This window comes from Pelagibacterium sp. H642, assembly GCF_031202855.1.
GTDB lineage: Bacteria > Pseudomonadota > Alphaproteobacteria > Rhizobiales > Devosiaceae > Pelagibacterium.
Genome location: NZ_CP101829.1, coordinates 3,499,829 through 3,516,602 on the forward strand (window position 1 = coordinate 3,499,829; position 16,774 = coordinate 3,516,602).

The following is a 16,774-nucleotide window of genomic DNA, read 5'->3' on the forward strand; positions in this document are numbered from 1 at the left end:
CCAGTTTCACAGGCCCTCATGGCACAATCCAGGCGCATTTTCCTGCCAAACAGAGGCCATGTTATCGATTACATGAATTTGCTTGCCCAAGTCGCCACAATCGGTTGAATGGCGCATGCGAGAAGATCTTTTTCGAGTTCGAGTTCCCGATGTCAGACCTAGCCACTCCCCGCGGCTCGGCGCCGCTCTATTTCGGTATGCGCGGCGACCGCATTGCCGTTTCGATCCTGTTTCTGATGAATGGCTTTCTGGTTGGTAGCTGGGCTCCCAAAATTCCTGTGCTCATGGCCCGGCTGGGTATCACTGAGTCGGTTATGGGCCTGCTGATCCTGGTGTTCGGGCTCGGCTCGATCGTGATCATGCCCATATTCGGCACCCTGACGGCCCGCAGTGGTTCAGCCCCGATCCTCAAGCTGGCTGCACTGATCGTGCTCCCCCTGCTGCCGTTGATTTCGCTGGCGCCCGAACTGGTGACGACCGCGATCGTGGTCTTTGCTTTCGGCGGCTTCATCGGCGGCATGGACGTGGCCATGAATACCAATGCCGTCGAAGTCGAAAAGCGGATGGGACGAGCCATCATGTCCTCCTGCCACGGCTTTTGGAGCCTCGGTGGCTTGTTGGGCGCCTCGATTGGCGGCCTTCTGCTCGGCTCGATCGGTGAGTTCGGTCATTCAGTTGCAGTGACGATCATCGCAGCGATCATCACCCTTCCCGTGCTGCCGCTGATTGCTCAGGATCAGCCAACGGCCGAGGCCAGGGCATCCACACCCCTGCGCTTCCCTTCGTCACCCCTGCCCTATCTTGTGGGCACAATGGCGTTGTTCTCGATGATACCGGAAGGGGCGATCCTCGATTGGAGCGCGGTCTATCTGCAGCGCGACCACGGTGCGTCCATCGAACTGGCATCGTTCGGTTTCGCCGCCTTTTCGGCCACCATGGCCATCATGCGCTTCGCCGGCGATGCCATCCGCCAGCGTCTGGGCGCGGTTTTAACGCTCAGGGTCTGCGGCTGCTTTGCGCTCACGGGAATGATCCTCGCCTCGGTCGCCCCCACCCCGGAACTTGTCATCACCGGTTTTGCCATCGCCGGCATCGGCATATCCAACATGGTTCCGATCGCCTTTTCCGCCGCCGGCAACTTGCCGGGCGTACCGCCTGGTATCGGACTGTCCATTGTGACGGTCACTGGATATTCGGGCATCCTTATTGCCCCGTCGGCCATCGGCTTCATTGCCGAACACACGGGATTTTCTCCGGTATTGCTGGGCACGGCAGGCCTGATCCTTGTCACTCTCGCGTTCTCTTCCCTCGCCAGATATGCAAACTTTCGGGCTGAGCATTGAGGCGGAACTGACTTTCCCCTGGTCCGTTCCCCCGTTCGACCTCAAGGAACAGGAGACGCTCCATGCAGGAAATGGATTTCAACCTCGACAACAAGGTTTGGGTATTGGTTGCCGACGGGGAAAAGGCGCTGTTCTTTGAAAATGTGGGGAACCGCAAGACCCCGGATTTCAAAGTTGTGAAAGAACTGGCGCAGAACAATCCCGCCACGCGCGAGCAGGGAACAGACAGCCCCGGACGCCGCAGCGACAATGGTGTGGGACAGAAAAGCGCTATGGAGGAAACTGACTGGCACCGGCTGGCCGAGGATCGTTTCGCCAAGGATGCCGCCGAGCTCCTTTACAAATATGCACACCGTAACCGCTTCAGGGAAATCGTGCTCTGCGCTGCGCCGCGCATCCTGGGAGAGTTGCGCAAGGAGCTGCACGCCGAAGTTTCGGCCAAGGTCATCGGCGAGGTGCCCAAGAACCTGACGAACCACCCCGTCGATCAGATCGAGCGCATTTTGAGCGCCGGCTAAGCGGCGCCTTTTCATGGACAGCTACGCCCGTCGACCCATCGAGCTCAAATGGTCGGACTGGAAACAGGTGCTGGTCCGGACCGGTAAGACCATGATCGACATGGATACCTCGCTGCGTTGCGCGGGCGTAGCCTTTTTCAGCTTTCTCTCGATATTTCCGTCCATCGCCATTGTCGTTCTGCTCGTCGGTCTCCTGGCCGATCGCTCATTTCTTCTCGACCAGCTCGAGCGGCTTTCCTTCTTCATGCCTGACATCGCGTTTGCGGTCATCGTTGATCAGCTCGATACGCTTCTCGACCAACCTCCCGCCGGACTCGGGATTGGGCTTGCCATTTCGATCGCGATGGCCCTTTGGAGCGGTTCGCGCGGGGTCGACGCCCTCATCTACGCCGCCTCCGCCGCTTACTATGAAAAGGTAAGACGCAGCTTCTTTTTTGCTGTCTTGCTGTCGTTCATCGTCACCGTGCTAGGCGCGGCATTCATGATAACCGCTCTGGCATTGGTCGCCGCGATTCCCATTCTCACCGGGCTGAGCCCCATTCCTGGCACCGGAGAGCAGTTGGCCCTCCTCTTGCGCTGGCCGGTGCTCATGGGACTTGCAGTATTGGCATTCTCACTGCTTTACCGTTTCACCATCGATCGGCGGGCCGCCAAAGCGCGTTGGATCTGGCCGGGCGCTGTGCTGGCCACGCTGCTGTGGCTTGGGATCTGCCTGATATTTTCGCTCTACGTCGAAAATTTCGGCCAGTTCGAAGCCAGCTTCGGCTCCCTCGCCGCTGCGGTGGTGCTGCTGTTCTGGCTTTACATTTCGGCTCAGATCTTCGTCCTTGGTGCGGCCTTCAATGCCGAAATCGAGCTGCAAACGTCCATCGACACCACAATCGGTCCCGACAAGCCCATGGGCTCTCGCGGAGCCTATGTCGCCGATCACGTCGTCGACTAGCTTCCAAGGACGGTATCGAACACTGCCAGGGCATCGTCGATCTGATCCTTGGTAATGATCAGGGGCGGCGCAATGCGGATGGTATCGGTATGCGTATCCTTGGCCAAAATGCCCTTGTCTCGCAACTTATAGCAGAATGGCCTGGCGCCCCCTGCTTCCGGATGCAAATCGACCGCGAGCATGAGCCCGCGCCCTCGCACCGCTTTGACGTGATTTGAGCGAATACCGGCCAGTCCTTCGAGGAAATAAGGCCCGAGCTGGGCGGCATTCTCGATCATCCCTTCCTCGATCAACACCTTCATCGCCATGCGCGCAACCGCGCACGCCAAAGGGTTGCCGCCGAACGTCGAGCCGTGCTGACCGGGCTTGAGAACTCCGAGGACTTCTGAATTGGAGAGCACCGCGGAGACGGGATAGAACCCACCTGACAACGCCTTGCCCAAGAGCGTGACATCCGCCTCGATACCTTCGTGCTGCTCCGCCAGCAGCTTGCCCGTGCGCCCCAGGCCTGTTTGAATCTCATCCAATATAAGCATCACGTTATGTTGCGTGCAGAGCTCGCGAACCCGCTTGAAATATCCCTCCGGCGGAATGATCACCCCGGCTTCCCCCTGGATCGGCTCCACCAGGAACGCAACTGTGTTCCCGGTTATCGCCCGCTCAAACGCCTCGGCATCGCCGAACGGAACCACCTTGAATCCAGGTGCAAACGGCCCGAACCCGCCCCGTGCGTCCGGGTCGGTCGAAAACCCGACGATACCGATCGTCCTCCCATGAAAATTGTTGGAGCAGACGATGATCTCTGCCTTGTCCTTTTCGACGCCCTTGACCTCATACCCCCATTTCCGCACCGCCTTGATGGCACTTTCGACCGCTTCGGCTCCGGTATTCATCGGCAGCACCTTATGGGAACCGGTGAGTTCGGCGATCTCCTGGTAGAACAGACCGAGCTGATCGTTGCGGAAGGCTCGCGAGGTCAGAGTCAGCTTGCCCGCCTGCTCAACCATCGCGGCGAGGATCTTGGGGTGGCAGTGCCCCTGATTCACCGCTGAATATGCCGAGAGACAATCGAGGTAGCGCTTTCCTTCAACATCATAAACGAACACGCCCTCTCCGCGCACGAGGGCCACATCCAGCGGTTGATAGTTATGCGCACCAAGGGATGCTTCCAGCGCGATCAGTTCCTCGGTTCGTGTCATGGTTTCCCCCTTAGGCTGGTAGGGTTGGCCTGTCGAATATGCGGCGCCCAAATCCGCTGGCCGCCAATTCGACCATCAGGCGGGCACTCCGGCCGCGATCGTCGAGAAATGGATTGAGCTCCACCAGGTCCAGGCTGATCATGCGTCCGCTGCGCCCCACCATTTCCATGGCAAGATGCGCCTCGCGCACCGTTGCACCACCTGGCACTGTCGTTCCCACACCGGGCGCCATATCCGGCTCGACGAAGTCTACGTCCAGGCTCACGTGCAACAAGGCGTCCTCGGCTTCCACCTCTCCAAGGATGCGCCGGATGATGGCGCCGATGCCATGCTCATCGATCTCCGCCATGTCGTTGACATCGGCGCCCCGCGCCTCGAGCAGGTCCGCTTCCCCAGGATCGATCGAACGTGCCCCAACGAGATGGAAGCGCGTTGCCGGCATCTTGGGGCACTCAAGCATCCCCTCAAATCCCGGTTCGCCGCAAAAGAATGCCGCGGGCATTCCGTGCATATTCCCGGAGGTCGAGGTTTGTGGCGTGTTGAAATCGGCATGCGCATCGAGCCAGAGAACGTGCAGCTTTTTCCCAATGCGATGAGCATGCCGCAAGGCCGCAGCAACCGATCCGAACGACAGCGCGTGATCCCCTCCGAGGTAGACGGCGGTGCCGCGCGCCAGCGCCGCTTCCCCCGCGTCAGCGATCGCTCTGCCATACGCGGTGACGATCGAAGCATTGTGTGCGAGGCCTGAAAGAGTGAAGTCACCTTTCCCCAGCACGACATCGCCCATATCCGAAACCGTGTGGCCCAAGCCCGCCAACGCGATCTCGATACCCGCGATCCTGAGCGCCTTCGGTCCCATGGAGCAGCCTTGCCGCCCCGCCCCCTCCTCTATGGGTGCACCAATCAGGGTGACAGTTCTGGGAGCCGGTCCACGCATGCAAATCCTCCGCTTACGAGCAGCATGCCTAAGCAATCAGTCGCTCATAAGTTGCATATCTGCGCAACATGGCCCTATCATTGGTCATATTGGCCAGCGGAACTACTCAAAATGGCAACTGTTGATGAAACGGATCGTCGTCTCCTCTCCCTGCTGAGAGACAACGCCCGCCTGCCGGTCTCCAGTCTTGCCGCAACTCTCGGATTGTCTCGCACGACGGTGCGGGCGCGCATGGAACGGCTGGAGGCAAGTGGAATCATCACCGGCTATGGCGTGCGGCTCGGCACGTCCGAAGAGACCGACCGCATCCGCTCCATCGCGATGATCGAAGTCGAAGGACGCGTCACCGACCGCGTAGCGCGTGCTCTGGCGGGCTTGCCGCAGGTCCGCGCACTCTACAGCACCAACGGCCGCTGGGATCTCGTTGCCGAAATCGATACCGGCTCCCTGCCCGAGTTCGATGAGGCCTTACGCTCCATTCGCCTTATCGAGGGCGTCAGCCTCACCGAAACCAATATTCTGCTGGCCGCCCGCTTCCGCCGCTAAGCCGGCAAATGCAAAAGGCGCCTCTCGGCGCCTTTTCCTCAGAACGGAATGTCGTCGTCCATGCCGCCGGGCTCGAATGCCGGAGCGCTTGTCGGTCGGCTGCGGTTCTCGACCTGCCTTCCCCCGCCATATCCGCCGGAGCCATATCCCCCGCCGGCATTCTCGCCGCCGCCTTCACCGCGCCCGTCGAGCATCGTCAGGGTCGAATTGAACCCCTGCAACACGATCTCGGTCGTATATTGATCCTGACCGTCCTTTTCCCACTTCCGGGTTTGAAGCTGCCCTTCGATATAAACCTTGGAGCCCTTGCGCAGGTAATTCTGCGCAACCTTGGCCAGGCCCTCGCTGAAGATCACCACGCGGTGCCATTCGGTCCGCTCGCGCGGTTCACCCGTATTGCGGTCGCGCCAACGCTCCGACGTCGCGATGCGCAGATTGACGACGGGGCTACCGCTCGGCAGCGACCGGACCTCGGGGTCCGCTCCGAGATTGCCCACCAGAATAACCTTGTTGACGCTTCCCGACATATTCTTTCGCTTTCCTGTCTCTTGTCCGCCGAACCGAAATCCGGCCAGTCACGTTGGGACGCACTATATAGGGATTGGCTCGGCAAGTTCATTGCCAAGCAGAGCTTTGCACAACTCCTTTGTTCCCAATTTGTTCACGAGCGATTGGAATTGTCAAGCTTGACGAAATTCAATATGTTCATATTATGTTCCTGGTGTATCGCAGATGTGCGTTCCGCCATCTTGCAGCCCGGCCATGTTGTGCTTAAGTGAACCGGACGCCTCCCGCGCCCGTTAGAATTGCTATTGCCGGTCCTGCCGGACCGCTACCTTTGGACGTTGCAACCGATGAATGACATCTCCAATCCCGACCGCGACATCGTCATTCGAGGTGCCAGGGAGCACAATCTCAAGAATATCGACGTCCGCCTGCCCCGGGACAAGCTGATCGTGATGACCGGGCTTTCGGGCTCAGGCAAATCTTCGCTTGCATTCGATACGATCTATGCCGAAGGCCAGCGGCGGTATGTGGAAAGCCTTTCGGCCTACGCCCGCCAGTTTCTCGAAATGATGCAGAAGCCCGATGTCGAGCAGATCGACGGGCTTTCGCCGGCCATTTCCATCGAGCAGAAGACCACATCGCGCAACCCGCGCTCGACGGTCGGCACCGTCACCGAAATCTACGACTATCTGCGCCTTCTCTTTGCTCGCGTGGGTATTCCTTATTCACCCGCCACGGGTCTGCCCATCGAAAGCCAGACGGTTTCCCAGATGGTCGACAAGGTATTGGCGCTCGAGGACGGTACGCGGCTTTACCTGCTGGCTCCCATTGTACGCGGGCGCAAGGGCGAGTACCGCAAGGAATTGGCCGAGCTCATGAAGAAGGGCTTCCAGCGCGTCAAGATCGACGGTGAGTTCTACGAGATCGAAGAAGCCCCCGCGCTCGACAAGAAGCTCAAGCACGACATCGAAGTCGTCGTCGACCGCGTCGTCGTCAGCGCCGATATATCCAGCCGCCTCGCCGAGAGCTTCGAGACGGCATTGCGGCTGGCTGATGGCATCGCGCTTGCCGAGTTCGCCGACCAAACCGAAGATGACGGCACCCCTAAGCGCCTCACCTTCTCGGAAAAGTTCGCTTGCCCGGTTTCCGGCTTTACCATCGCGGAAATCGAACCGCGGCTGTTCTCGTTCAACAACCCGTTCGGCGCTTGTCCGGTGTGCTCTGGCCTCGGCACCGAGGCCAAGATCGATCCCGAACTGGTCGTTCCGGACGGATCGCTGTCGCTGCGCGATGGCGCCATTCAGCCCTGGTCCAAAACGTCTTCGCCTTATTATTTGCAAACCCTGCAGGCGGTAACGCGTCACTATAAGGCTTCAACAGGCACCGCATGGCAGGATCTGCCTTTCGAGGTGCAGCACGCCATCCTGTTCGGCACCGACAAGACGCCTATCGAGTTCGTCTATGACGACGGCTTGCGCAAATACACGACAAAGAAGCCGTTTGAAGGTGTGATCGGCAACCTCGAGCGCCGTTATCGCGAGACTGAATCGTCTGCCGCGCGCGAGGATATCGAGCGCTACATGTCGGCCGCCCCCTGCCCCGCCTGCGGCGGCTATCGCCTCAAGCCCGAAGCGCTGGCCGTCAAGATCAACGATCTCCATATCGGCCAGGTCGCGGACTTTTCCATCAAGGCTGCGGTCGAGTGGTTCACGGATTTGCCCAGCCATCTCAATGATACGCAAGGGGCCATCGGCGAGCGTGTTCTCAAGGAGATCCGCGAGCGGCTGACCTTCCTTAATGATGTCGGCCTCGAATACCTGACGCTTTCGCGCAACTCGGGGTCGCTCTCGGGCGGCGAGAGCCAGCGTATCCGTCTGGCGAGCCAGATCGGATCGGGACTTACCGGGGTCCTCTACGTGCTCGACGAGCCTTCGATCGGGCTGCATCAGCGCGACAATGCACGTTTGCTCGAAACGCTGCGCCGTCTGCGGGATCTGGGCAACACGGTGATCGTCGTCGAGCACGACGAGGATGCGATCCTGACAGCCGATCATGTTCTCGATATCGGGCCTGGTGCCGGTGTGCATGGCGGGCACGTTATCGCCCAGGGCACCCCCCAGGACATCCTCAACCATCCCGAAAGCCTCACGGGCCAGTATCTCTCGGGCCGCATGGGCATCGAAATCCCGGCCGAGCGCCGCAAACCCAAAAAGGGCCGCAAGCTCTCGCTCGTGGGTGCCACTGGAAACAACCTCAAGAATGTTTCGGTCGATATCCCGCTGGGCATGTTCGTTGCCGTTACGGGCGTATCGGGCGGCGGCAAGTCGACTTTGACCATCGATACGCTTTATCAGGCCGTCGCCCGCCGCCTGAACGGTGCGCGCGTCCACCCTGCCCCGCACGAAAGCCTCACGGGCCTCGAATTTCTCGACAAGGTCATAGACATCGACCAGAGCCCGATCGGGCGCACGCCGCGGTCTAATCCCGCGACCTATACCGGAGCCTTCACGCATATTCGGGATTGGTTCGCAAACATGCCTGAAGCCAAGGCTCGCGGCTATGCGCCGGGACGCTTCTCATTCAACGTCAAGGGCGGCCGCTGCGAAGCCTGCCAGGGCGATGGCGTGATCAAGATCGAGATGCACTTTCTGCCCGACGTTTATGTCACCTGCGACGTCTGCAAGGGGCATCGCTACAACCGCGAGACGCTTGAGGTTCAGTTTAAGGGCAAGTCGATTGCCGATGTTCTCGAACTGACGGTGGATGAAGGCGTGGAGTTCTTCTCGGCGGTGCCGGTGATCCGCGACAAGCTGGTCACTCTCCAGCGGGTTGGGCTCGGTTACGTCAAGATTGGTCAGCAGGCCACCACCCTGTCGGGGGGTGAAGCCCAACGCGTCAAGCTCGCCAAGGAGCTTTCCAAGCGCGCCACCGGCCGCACCCTTTATGTGCTGGACGAACCCACCACGGGTCTGCACTTCCATGATGTCGCCAAGCTCCTCGAAGTGCTTCAGGAGCTTGTGGACAGCGGAAATACGGTGGTGGTCATCGAGCACAACCTCGAGGTCATTAAGACCGCCGACTGGATCATCGATCTGGGTCCCGAAGGTGGTGATGGCGGCGGCGAGATCGTTGCCGTGGGTACGCCCGAAGAGGTAGCCGAAAGCCCGCGTTCCCACACGGGCCGCTTCCTCAAGGAGGTAATGGAACGCCGCCCCCAACGCATGAGTGCCGCGCAATAGGCTTGCGGCGCTGTTTCATGACGGTTTGATGGCTTTGCCATGCGCGGCCCGCAGGGGCGGCGTGCGCGTTGACGCATACCTTGAAGTGATGATTCGCGGGTATCTTTGAAGGGTGCAAACAACCAGCATGGTGATGTCCATGTTTGTTCGTATCACCTGGAAAACGCGTCCTGCGGGAACCGTTCCTCCCAATTGGCGCCGTCCGCCGCCGTTTCTCGACCGTGGTTGCGATCTTGGTCCTGTCGGAGACTTTCACAAGATGACCAAGAGTCTGTTTGACCGGCCGGAGTAGGCCGAGGCGACCGTAGCCAGCCATGCGGAAACCGCATGGCCGAAATGACAAATCCCTAGTTCAAAGGTCGAGATTTAAGTCCTATATCCCAGTCGTCAAACGAAAGGAAAATTGAGATGGGCATTCGCAAGACTCTTAAGAAGTGGTCGGCTTACCAGCAGACGGTTCGTGAGCTCAATGCGCTCGGCAACCGTGAACTGAACGATCTCGGCATCACCCGCGGCGACATCGAACGCATCGCGCGTGATCATGCCAATCAGCTTTAAGCTTCAGACGACCTCCAACGTCCGAACGCGAAAAAGGCATCCTTGATCAAGGATGCCTTTTTTGATTCCGGGGCTTATCTCGCCCGTAGATCCTCATAGGACACGCAGACCACCTTCTCGAACGCTGGGCGTTCCGCAAGCCGCGCGTGCCAGGCCGCAACAGCCGGCATGTCGGGTCTATCGATTTCCATGGTCGTCCAGCGGTAGAGCGATACGCCGGCAACGATATCGGCATAGCTGAACGTCTCCCCCGCGAGATACGGAGTTTTCTCGAGCTGGGCTTCCATGATTGCAAGAGCGTCGGTTGTCCTGGCCATGGCCGCCGCGATCGCCTGGGCATCCCGCCGCTCCGGTGCAGTCCGCACCACATGCGAGAAAACCCCGATCCAGGCCGGTTGAAAGGTTGATACGGTCCAGTCGGTCCACTGATCGACGATCGCCCGCTCGGCTGTATCTTCCCTCCACAGGCTGGCCCGCCCCAATTGTGCCGCGACATACCGTACGATCGCATGACTCTCCCAAAGCGTCAGGTCGTTGTGCTGCAGCACCGGCACCAGTCGGTTCGGATTCATCGCGGTGAATTCGGGCGTATCGAGCCCCCCGAACTTTCCGCCCGCATCACGCCTGTCATATGCCGCCCCAACCTCTTCCAAGGCCCATAGGGCCTTTTGAACATTGGCCGAGTTGGCACGGCCCCGAAGAATGATGTCCGTCATGAAAAACTCACTTGTTAAACGACGATGAATAACAGTGAGCAACAGTCATGCAGATCGCGCAAGCCGGCAATGACCAATTTGACACTGCACATCGTGGGCGATTCTCACTAGCTAAAGGCCGTCAGACGAAAGGAGACCTGAAATGGACATCCGCAAGACCTTCAAGCGCTGGTCGGCTTATCAGCAGACGGTTCGCGAGCTCAATGCTCTCGGCAACCGCGAACTGAGCGATCTCGGCATCGCCCGCTCCGACATTCAGCGCATTGCCCGCGACCATGCCAACGCACTCTGATCGCGGTCGCAGCAGCACAAAACCTCTCTGAAGGGCACCCCATCACAGGGTGCCCTTTTCATGTTCCGCAACGGAACGCACTGCCGATCGCCTCGTTTCCCCTCTCTCCACCCAAGGAAAGAAAGGGAAACGTCATGCAGAACCTGCAAGGCAAATCGATTGCGATTCTCGCCACCACAGGCTTCGAACAGTCAGAACTCGAAGTCCCGCGCGACAAGCTCCGCGAAGCTGGTGCCGAAGTACATGTGATTTCGCTCAAACCGGGCCATATTATGGGCTGGGACAAGGATGATTGGGGCGGTCCGGTCCCAGTGGACAAAACCCTCGATAGCGTCACCGCTGACGATTACGACGCCATCGTTCTTCCCGGTGGCCAGATCAATCCGGATCTGCTGCGTATCGAGCCTCGGGCCATCGATTTCATCAAGCGCTTCTGGACCGATAAGAAGGTGGTTGCCGCCATCTGTCATGCGCCTTGGCTGCTCATCGAGGCCGGCATCGCCAACGGCCGCAAGATGACGTCATACAAGTCGATCAAGACAGACGTCATCAATGCCGGTGCCAATTGGGAAGACAGCGCGGTCGTGTCCGATCAGGGCCTGGTTACCAGTCGCAATCCCGGCGATCTGGATGCCTTCTGCGACAAGATCGCCGAGGAGATTAACGAAGGCCGGCACGAACGCCGCGCCGCCTGATCTTTCGGTTGAGAACCGGGTAAAAGAGTCGCGCGCGGCAACCTTGGATTGCCGCGCGCTTTTCGTCTATAGCCATTGCCTCTTGGATAAAGATGGGCAAGACATATGGCTGTGGTGCATGTAATCGGTGGTGGTCTCGCAGGCTCGGAGGCGGCCTGGCAGGTGGCTCAGGCTGGTGTCGACGTGGTTCTCCACGAGATGCGCCCGGTAAATCCCACCGACGCCCATCATACCGATGGCTTTGCCGAACTTGTCTGCTCCAACAGCTTCCGCTCTGACGATCACGAGCACAACGCCGTGGGTCTCCTCCACGAGGAAATGCGTCGCGCGGGATCGCTGATCATGGCTTGTGCCGACAAGCACGCATTACCGGCCGGGGGAGCGCTTGCCGTCGATCGCGATGCCTTCTCCCAGGCCGTCACCGAGGCGCTCGAAAACCATTCCCGCATCACCATCGCACGTGAAGAAGTCGCCGGTCTGCCGCCTGCGGACTGGGAAAACGTCATCGTCGCCACCGGCCCCCTCACGTCACCCGCCCTTGCCGAAGCGCTTCAAAAACTGACAGGTGAGGACTCCCTCGCCTTCTTCGATGCCATCGCACCGATCGTTCACTACGACAGTATCGATCTCGACGTTGTCTGGGCGCAGTCGCGTTACGATAAGCCGGGTCCCGCCGGCACCGGGGCGGATTATCTCAACTGCCCGATGAATGAGGAACAGTACAACCGTTTCATCGACGCCCTGCTCGAAGCACCCCTGCACGAGTTCAAGGAGTGGGAGATCGTGCCTTATTTCGACGGCTGCCTGCCTATCGAAGTGATGGCCGAGCGCGGCCGCGAAACCCTCCGCCACGGTCCCATGAAGCCGGTCGGCCTCACCAACCCGCGCGATCCGGAAAACAAACCCCACGCAGTCGTCCAGCTCCGTCAGGACAATGCCCTTGGTACCCTTTGGAACATCGTCGGTTTCCAAACTAAAATGCGCTATGGTGTGCAGACGGAAATCTTCAGAATGATTCCGGGCCTGGAAAACGCTCAGTTCGCCCGGCTCGGCGGGCTGCACCGCAACACCTTCCTCAATTCACCCCGCGTTCTCCGTCCGGACCTGAAGCTCAAGGCCGATCCGCGTCTGCGTTTCGCCGGCCAGGTTACCGGCGTCGAAGGTTATGTCGAAAGCGCCGCCATGGGGCTGGTCTGCGGTCGCCTCTCCGCGGCGGAAGCCAAGGGTGAGACCCCGGCACTGCCGCCGGCCACCACGGCATTCGGTGCGCTCATCGGCCATATCACGGGCGGCCACCTGGAAGCCGAAGCCTATTCCGGCGCCCGCAGCTTCCAGCCCATGAACGTCAATTTCGGCCTGTTCCCGCCAGTGGAGATCAAAAAGCCGGAGGGTCTCAAAGGTCGTTGGCGCGGGCCCGACAAGGCAAAGGCCAAGAAAAAGGCGATCACGTCGCGCGCTTTGGAAGATCTGGCCGCCTGGCTCTAGCTGCGGCCGTGCCGCAGCATCCACCATGTCAGCGCAAACATGCGCGATAGCGGCGAAGGCGTTCGATGCCCGATAAATGGCGCCGCAACGTGGCGCCCGGCACGCTTCAGGTCCATGTCGACGAGCGCGATACTGGCAAATGCCGGTTTCAGCCGGGGAGAAAGAGGCGCGATCGCCGAGCGGGCCTTATCGGCATGCTGGTGCGCCAGCTCAGCGAGTTGGCCGAGCGCCGCCCGCAACTCTGCGCTGTCCGCCCCCGCATAGACATCGGCCTCCCGTACGCCATGCGCGGCGAACACCGACAGCGGCAGGAAGAGCTGTCCCCGCGCCGCATTATACCCGAAGGCGCGCAGATGCCCGCCAAGCGCCTGCGCCACGCCCAAATGCCCCGCCGCATCCGCGGCCTCATCTGCGGAGCCACCCGCGAGGATCATCGCCGCGTATTGATATAGAACCGAAACGGTTTCGCCCGCATACCCTTCGAACTGCCCGATATCGGGCATCGGATCGTGGTAGAGGTCGAAGCGCCGAGCCGCCAATAGCCGCAACAAGGGACCGGCCGGCAACGCGTAGGTTTCCAGCGTTTTCAGCAATGCATCGGCGACCGGATTGCTCGATATCGCGCCATGCCCTTCGCCCTCGATGGCATCGACCCACCATTGCAGCCGGATCTCGCCGGGGCCGGGTTCCGACACCCTCTCCCGGATCGCCGCGATCTCGGCCGAAAACGCGAAGATCGCCTGCACGCCCTGGCGATGCTCGCCCGGCACGATCAGGCTGGCTGCATAGCGGTCGCGATCGAGTTCGCGCAAGCGCTCTGCCGCGAGCGCAAAGCTCTCGCTCATCACCGCGCCTTTGCTACACTGATCAGAGCTGCGCCCACGGCCCGGTTTTCAGCAAGCAGCACATTGTAGGTGCGCACCGCGCTACCGGTCGAGACGGCCTCGATGATGACGCCCTTCTCCCGGAAGGCGGGCCGAATGTCGGGCGATATCGCCGCGATATCGGGGCCGGTTCCGATCAGCAACACGTCCAGCGCATCGGCCGCCTCGAGCGCGCGAGAAAGCGATTGCAGCGTGATACCCGCCGCCGCGTCGACGTCCCACGCGTACATTCCCGTCGGAAGCGACATCACCGAACCGCGATGGGACATCTCCGCGAAGCGAAAGCCGCCATCACCATAGGCGTCGATAACCGCCTGATAGGGATAGTGCCCCTGCCCCGCCTCCCAGGTCATTGCCGCCTATACCGCCGCGCCGTCCGCGCGCCGCTCGGACTTGGGTTTTTCGGCTTCGGTCTCTGCGCGGGTCTTGATGCCGAGATAGAGCAGGATCGGTGCCGAAACGAAAATCGACGAGTAGGTGCCGACCAGCACGCCCCAGGCCATGGCCAGAGTGAAGCTGCGGATCACTTCGCCGCCGAAGAACACGAGCGCCAGCAGTGCCAACGCCGTGGTGCCGCCGGTCAGGACGGTGCGTGCAAGCGTTTGGTTCAGCGACATGTTGATGATGTCGGCCAGGCTTACCTTCTTATATTTGGAGAGGTTCTCCCGAATGCGGTCATAGATCACGACCGTGTCGTTGAGGGAGTAGCCGATTACCGTCAGCACCGCCGCGATACTTGAAAGGTTGAATTCGATCCGCAGCAGCGCGAATAGACCCACGGTCAAAACCACGTCGTGGACGAGCGCCAGGATCGCACCCACGCTGAACTGCCACTCGAAGCGCAGCCATACGTAAATGACGATACCGACCATGGCGACTAGAATGCCAACGATGCCGTTGAAGGCCAATTCGCCCGACACCGTGCCGCTCACCGCCTCGGTGCGCCTGACCTCATATTCATCGGCCACGGTATCGATCACCTGTTGAACCGCGGCCTGCTGTGCGGTTTCATCGCCTTCCTGTGCGCCGATCCGCACCAGTACGTCCGCCGGCGTACCGAATTCCTGCACCTGAACTTCCCCGATGCCCAGGTTCCCCAGGCGCGAACGCAGATCGGCGATATCCGCCTCTCCATCGGTTGCCTGCAGTTCGATGGAGCTGCCGCCGGTGAAGTCGATGCCGAGATTGAGCCCCCGCGTCACCTCCAGGATGCCGGTTCCCACCAGCAAGACCAGCGTGAAGGCAAAGCCGACCTTGCGCCACTTCATGAACGGAATCTTGGGATCGAGCGGCAAGAGACGCTCGAGGACGTTCACCTTGAGCGTCTTGGGACGCCGCCGCGAGAACCACAGGTTCACGAGAACCTGCGTCACGAGATAAGCGGTGAACATCGTCGTGAGCACGCCGATCGCGAGCGTCACGGCAAAGCCCTGCACCGGCCCGGACCCGAGGAAGAACAAGACCACGGCTGCGATCAGCGTGGTGACGTTCGCGTCCACGATCGTCATCATCGCCCGCTTGAAACCGGAGTCGATCGCTTGGAACGCAGATCGCCCGTTCGCCAGCTCCTCGCGTATGCGCTCGAAAATGAGAACGTTTGCGTCCACGGCCATGCCGATGGTCAAAACGATGCCGGCGATACCCGGCAAGGTCAGCGTCGCTCCCAGCGTGGATAGTGCCGCCAGGATCATGCCGACGTTGATCACCAAGGCAATATTGGCGAACAGGCCGAACAGCCCATAGGCCGCGAACATGAACAACACCACGCCCACCGTGCCGATCACACCTGCCGTAACGCCCGCGTTGATCGAATCGGCGCCAAGACTGGGGCCAACGGTCCGTTCCTCGACCACGTCGAGCGTCGCCGGAAGCGCACCGGCACGCAGCAGCACGGCGAGGTCGCTCGCCGTGTCGGGGGTGAACGTGCCGGAAATCTGGCCCGTGCCACCAGTGATCGGTTGCTGGATGGTGGGGGCGGTGATCACCTCATTGTCGAGCACGATGGCAAAGCGCCGCCCGACATTTTCCGAGGTGATTTCGCCGAAGGTCAGCGCGCCTTGTGTATTGAAGCGGAACGAGACGACGGCCTGGCCGTTCTGGTCGAAGGCCGGCTGGGCGTCGACGAGCTGTTCGCCGCCCAGGGCAACGTCCTCATAAAGAAGCTCGTCGAACCCGTCTGCGCTTGGCACGATCATCGTTCCGGCTGGCAGGCCCTGCGTTTCGGCCTGCGCCGCCGTCATCGACGGATAGACAAGATGGAACGTCAGGCGGGCGGTCTGGCTGATCAGGTCCTTGAGCCGCTCGGAATCGCCAAAGCCAGGCACCTGCACCAGAATACGGTTGTCGCCCTGGCGCTGGATGATCGGTTCGGTCGTGCCGACCTCGTCGATACGGCTGCGGATGACTTCCAGCGATTGCGCCACAAGCGAAGACATTCGGCTTGAAATGGCGTCCTCGGTGAGCGTGATCTGGATGCGCCCGCCCGAGGCGGTGATCTGCGTTTCCGGCGTCGTGCCCGTCTGGAACAGCGCACCTTCCAGCATCCGCTCGAGGGGGGACAGCACTTCCCGCGCCGCGTCCAATTGGCTCGGATCGGTCAATTCCACATCGAGCGTTGCACCATTGGTGGTGATGATGCTGCCGATTCCGGCATCGATCAGCAGTGTCCGCGCCTCGCGTCGGATATCGCCGATGCGGCCTTCAACGATGTCGTTTCGGTTTACCTCGAGCAGAAGGTGCGAGCCGCCCTGCAGGTCCAGCCCCAGAACGATCTCGCTTTTGGGAAGGAAATCCGGCATCCCGGCCACGGTCTGATCGCTCAAGAAATTGGGCAGCACCGCGAGCATGCTGACCAGCGTCACGAGAACGACGGCGATTAACCGGAATGGCGAGCTCTTCATGAGATAAATTCG

16 protein-coding genes are annotated in these 16,774 nt (G+C 60.6%); 9 read left to right on the forward strand and 7 right to left on the reverse strand.

Annotated features, from left to right (window positions below):
* Positions 1–149: 149 nt before the first annotated feature.
* From NO934_RS17480 to NO934_RS17490, 3 genes are all read left to right on the forward strand, one after another.
* Complete coding sequence (locus NO934_RS17480) at positions 150–1,343, forward strand: MFS transporter (protein WP_309161269.1); 1,194 nt, start codon at positions 150–152, stop codon at positions 1,341–1,343.
* A 62-nt stretch (positions 1,344–1,405) separates the two neighbouring features.
* Complete coding sequence (locus NO934_RS17485) at positions 1,406–1,861, forward strand: host attachment family protein (protein ID WP_309161270.1); 456 nt, start codon at positions 1,406–1,408, stop codon at positions 1,859–1,861.
* Positions 1,862–1,874: 13 nt separating this feature from the next.
* Complete coding sequence (locus NO934_RS17490) at positions 1,875–2,804, forward strand: YihY/virulence factor BrkB family protein (protein WP_309161271.1); 930 nt, start codon at positions 1,875–1,877, stop codon at positions 2,802–2,804.
* Here NO934_RS17490 and rocD read toward each other — a convergent pair.
* The gene (rocD, locus tag NO934_RS17495) at positions 2,801–4,003 is read right to left on the reverse strand and encodes an ornithine--oxo-acid transaminase (RefSeq protein ID WP_309161272.1); all 1,203 of its coding nucleotides are present in this window, start codon (positions 4,001–4,003) and stop codon (positions 2,801–2,803) included. The two genes, NO934_RS17490 and rocD, sit on opposite strands and share 4 nt — an antisense overlap.
* Positions 4,004–4,013: 10 nt before the next feature.
* Complete coding sequence (gene rocF, locus NO934_RS17500; protein WP_309161274.1) at positions 4,014–4,940, reverse strand: arginase; 927 nt, start codon at positions 4,938–4,940, stop codon at positions 4,014–4,016.
* A gap of 111 nt (positions 4,941–5,051) precedes the next feature.
* On the opposite strand from rocF, the gene NO934_RS17505 reads away from it, so the two are divergent.
* Positions 5,052–5,486, forward strand: a complete 435-nt coding sequence (locus NO934_RS17505; RefSeq protein ID WP_309161276.1) for an Lrp/AsnC family transcriptional regulator — start codon at positions 5,052–5,054, stop codon at positions 5,484–5,486.
* A 38-nt stretch (positions 5,487–5,524) separates the two neighbouring features.
* On the opposite strand, the gene ssb is transcribed toward NO934_RS17505, so the two are convergent.
* Positions 5,525–6,013 (reverse strand): single-stranded DNA-binding protein, encoded by a 489-nt coding sequence (gene ssb / locus NO934_RS17510; RefSeq protein WP_309161277.1) that lies wholly within the window; start codon positions 6,011–6,013, stop codon positions 5,525–5,527.
* Between the two features lie 327 nt (positions 6,014–6,340).
* Here ssb and uvrA point away from each other — a divergent pair, with 327 nt between their 5' ends.
* Together uvrA and NO934_RS17520 are read left to right on the forward strand one after the other, a co-directional pair.
* Positions 6,341–9,232, forward strand: a complete 2,892-nt coding sequence (gene uvrA / locus NO934_RS17515) for an excinuclease ABC subunit UvrA (protein WP_309161279.1) — start codon at positions 6,341–6,343, stop codon at positions 9,230–9,232.
* Between the two features lie 408 nt (positions 9,233–9,640).
* Positions 9,641–9,790: a DUF1127 domain-containing protein gene (locus NO934_RS17520; RefSeq protein ID WP_309161280.1), complete on the forward strand. Its 150-nt coding sequence runs from the start codon at positions 9,641–9,643 to the stop codon at positions 9,788–9,790.
* A gap of 74 nt (positions 9,791–9,864) precedes the next feature.
* Here NO934_RS17520 and NO934_RS17525 read toward each other — a convergent pair whose 3' ends face one another.
* Complete coding sequence (locus NO934_RS17525; RefSeq protein ID WP_309161281.1) at positions 9,865–10,506, reverse strand: glutathione S-transferase family protein; 642 nt, start codon at positions 10,504–10,506, stop codon at positions 9,865–9,867.
* Between the two features lie 142 nt (positions 10,507–10,648).
* On the opposite strand from NO934_RS17525, the gene NO934_RS17530 reads away from it, so the two are divergent.
* From NO934_RS17530 to trmFO, 3 genes are all read left to right on the forward strand, one after another.
* Positions 10,649–10,798 carry a DUF1127 domain-containing protein gene (locus NO934_RS17530; RefSeq protein ID WP_309161283.1) on the forward strand — a complete coding sequence of 50 codons (150 nt, stop codon included), beginning with the start codon at positions 10,649–10,651 and terminating at the stop codon, positions 10,796–10,798.
* 134 nt (positions 10,799–10,932) lie between these two features.
* The gene (locus NO934_RS17535) at positions 10,933–11,493 is read left to right on the forward strand and encodes a type 1 glutamine amidotransferase domain-containing protein (protein ID WP_309161285.1); all 561 of its coding nucleotides are present in this window, start codon (positions 10,933–10,935) and stop codon (positions 11,491–11,493) included.
* Between the two features lie 105 nt (positions 11,494–11,598).
* Positions 11,599–12,978, forward strand: coding sequence for a methylenetetrahydrofolate--tRNA-(uracil(54)-C(5))-methyltransferase (FADH(2)-oxidizing) TrmFO (trmFO, locus tag NO934_RS17540; protein WP_309161287.1), 1,380 nt, complete (start codon positions 11,599–11,601; stop codon positions 12,976–12,978).
* Here the strand turns inward: trmFO and NO934_RS17545 are convergent.
* The 3 genes from NO934_RS17545 to secD are packed head-to-tail and all read right to left on the reverse strand — an operon-like array spanning position 12,975 to position 16,762.
* Positions 12,975–13,823, reverse strand: coding sequence for a phytoene/squalene synthase family protein (locus NO934_RS17545; protein ID WP_309161289.1), 849 nt, complete (start codon positions 13,821–13,823; stop codon positions 12,975–12,977). The two genes, trmFO and NO934_RS17545, sit on opposite strands and share 4 nt — an antisense overlap.
* Entirely contained in the window at positions 13,823–14,215 is a 393-nt protein-coding gene (locus NO934_RS17550) for an MTH938/NDUFAF3 family protein (protein WP_309161291.1), read from the reverse strand. Before NO934_RS17550 ends, NO934_RS17545 begins: the two co-directional genes overlap by 1 nt.
* Before the next feature lie 6 nt (positions 14,216–14,221).
* The gene (gene secD / locus NO934_RS17555) at positions 14,222–16,762 is read right to left on the reverse strand and encodes a protein translocase subunit SecD (protein ID WP_309161292.1); all 2,541 of its coding nucleotides are present in this window, start codon (positions 16,760–16,762) and stop codon (positions 14,222–14,224) included.
* Positions 16,763–16,774: the final 12 nt, after the last annotated feature.

What these genes read in the sequence shown, in the direction of transcription:
- secD (WP_309161292.1), bottom strand. Translation starts at nt 16,762, where the DNA reads ATGAAGAGCTCGCCATTCCGGTTAATCGCCGTCGTTCTCGTGACGCTG.
- NO934_RS17550 (WP_309161291.1), bottom strand. Translation starts at nt 14,215, where the DNA reads ATGACCTGGGAGGCGGGGCAGGGGCACTATCCCTATCAGGCGGTTATC.
- trmFO (WP_309161287.1), top strand. Translation starts at nt 11,599, where the DNA reads ATGGCTGTGGTGCATGTAATCGGTGGTGGTCTCGCAGGCTCGGAGGCG.
- NO934_RS17490 (WP_309161271.1), top strand. Translation starts at nt 1,875, where the DNA reads ATGGACAGCTACGCCCGTCGACCCATCGAGCTCAAATGGTCGGACTGG.
- NO934_RS17535 (WP_309161285.1), top strand. Translation starts at nt 10,933, where the DNA reads ATGCAGAACCTGCAAGGCAAATCGATTGCGATTCTCGCCACCACAGGC.
- uvrA (WP_309161279.1), top strand. Translation starts at nt 6,341, where the DNA reads ATGAATGACATCTCCAATCCCGACCGCGACATCGTCATTCGAGGTGCC.
- rocF (WP_309161274.1), bottom strand. Translation starts at nt 4,940, where the DNA reads ATGCGTGGACCGGCTCCCAGAACTGTCACCCTGATTGGTGCACCCATA.
- NO934_RS17505 (WP_309161276.1), top strand. Translation starts at nt 5,052, where the DNA reads ATGGCAACTGTTGATGAAACGGATCGTCGTCTCCTCTCCCTGCTGAGA.
- NO934_RS17545 (WP_309161289.1), bottom strand. Translation starts at nt 13,823, where the DNA reads ATGAGCGAGAGCTTTGCGCTCGCGGCAGAGCGCTTGCGCGAACTCGAT.
- ssb (WP_309161277.1), bottom strand. Translation starts at nt 6,013, where the DNA reads ATGTCGGGAAGCGTCAACAAGGTTATTCTGGTGGGCAATCTCGGAGCG.
- NO934_RS17480 (WP_309161269.1), top strand. Translation starts at nt 150, where the DNA reads ATGTCAGACCTAGCCACTCCCCGCGGCTCGGCGCCGCTCTATTTCGGT.
- NO934_RS17525 (WP_309161281.1), bottom strand. Translation starts at nt 10,506, where the DNA reads ATGACGGACATCATTCTTCGGGGCCGTGCCAACTCGGCCAATGTTCAA.
- NO934_RS17520 (WP_309161280.1), top strand. Translation starts at nt 9,641, where the DNA reads ATGGGCATTCGCAAGACTCTTAAGAAGTGGTCGGCTTACCAGCAGACG.
- NO934_RS17530 (WP_309161283.1), top strand. Translation starts at nt 10,649, where the DNA reads ATGGACATCCGCAAGACCTTCAAGCGCTGGTCGGCTTATCAGCAGACG.
- rocD (WP_309161272.1), bottom strand. Translation starts at nt 4,003, where the DNA reads ATGACACGAACCGAGGAACTGATCGCGCTGGAAGCATCCCTTGGTGCG.
- NO934_RS17485 (WP_309161270.1), top strand. Translation starts at nt 1,406, where the DNA reads ATGCAGGAAATGGATTTCAACCTCGACAACAAGGTTTGGGTATTGGTT.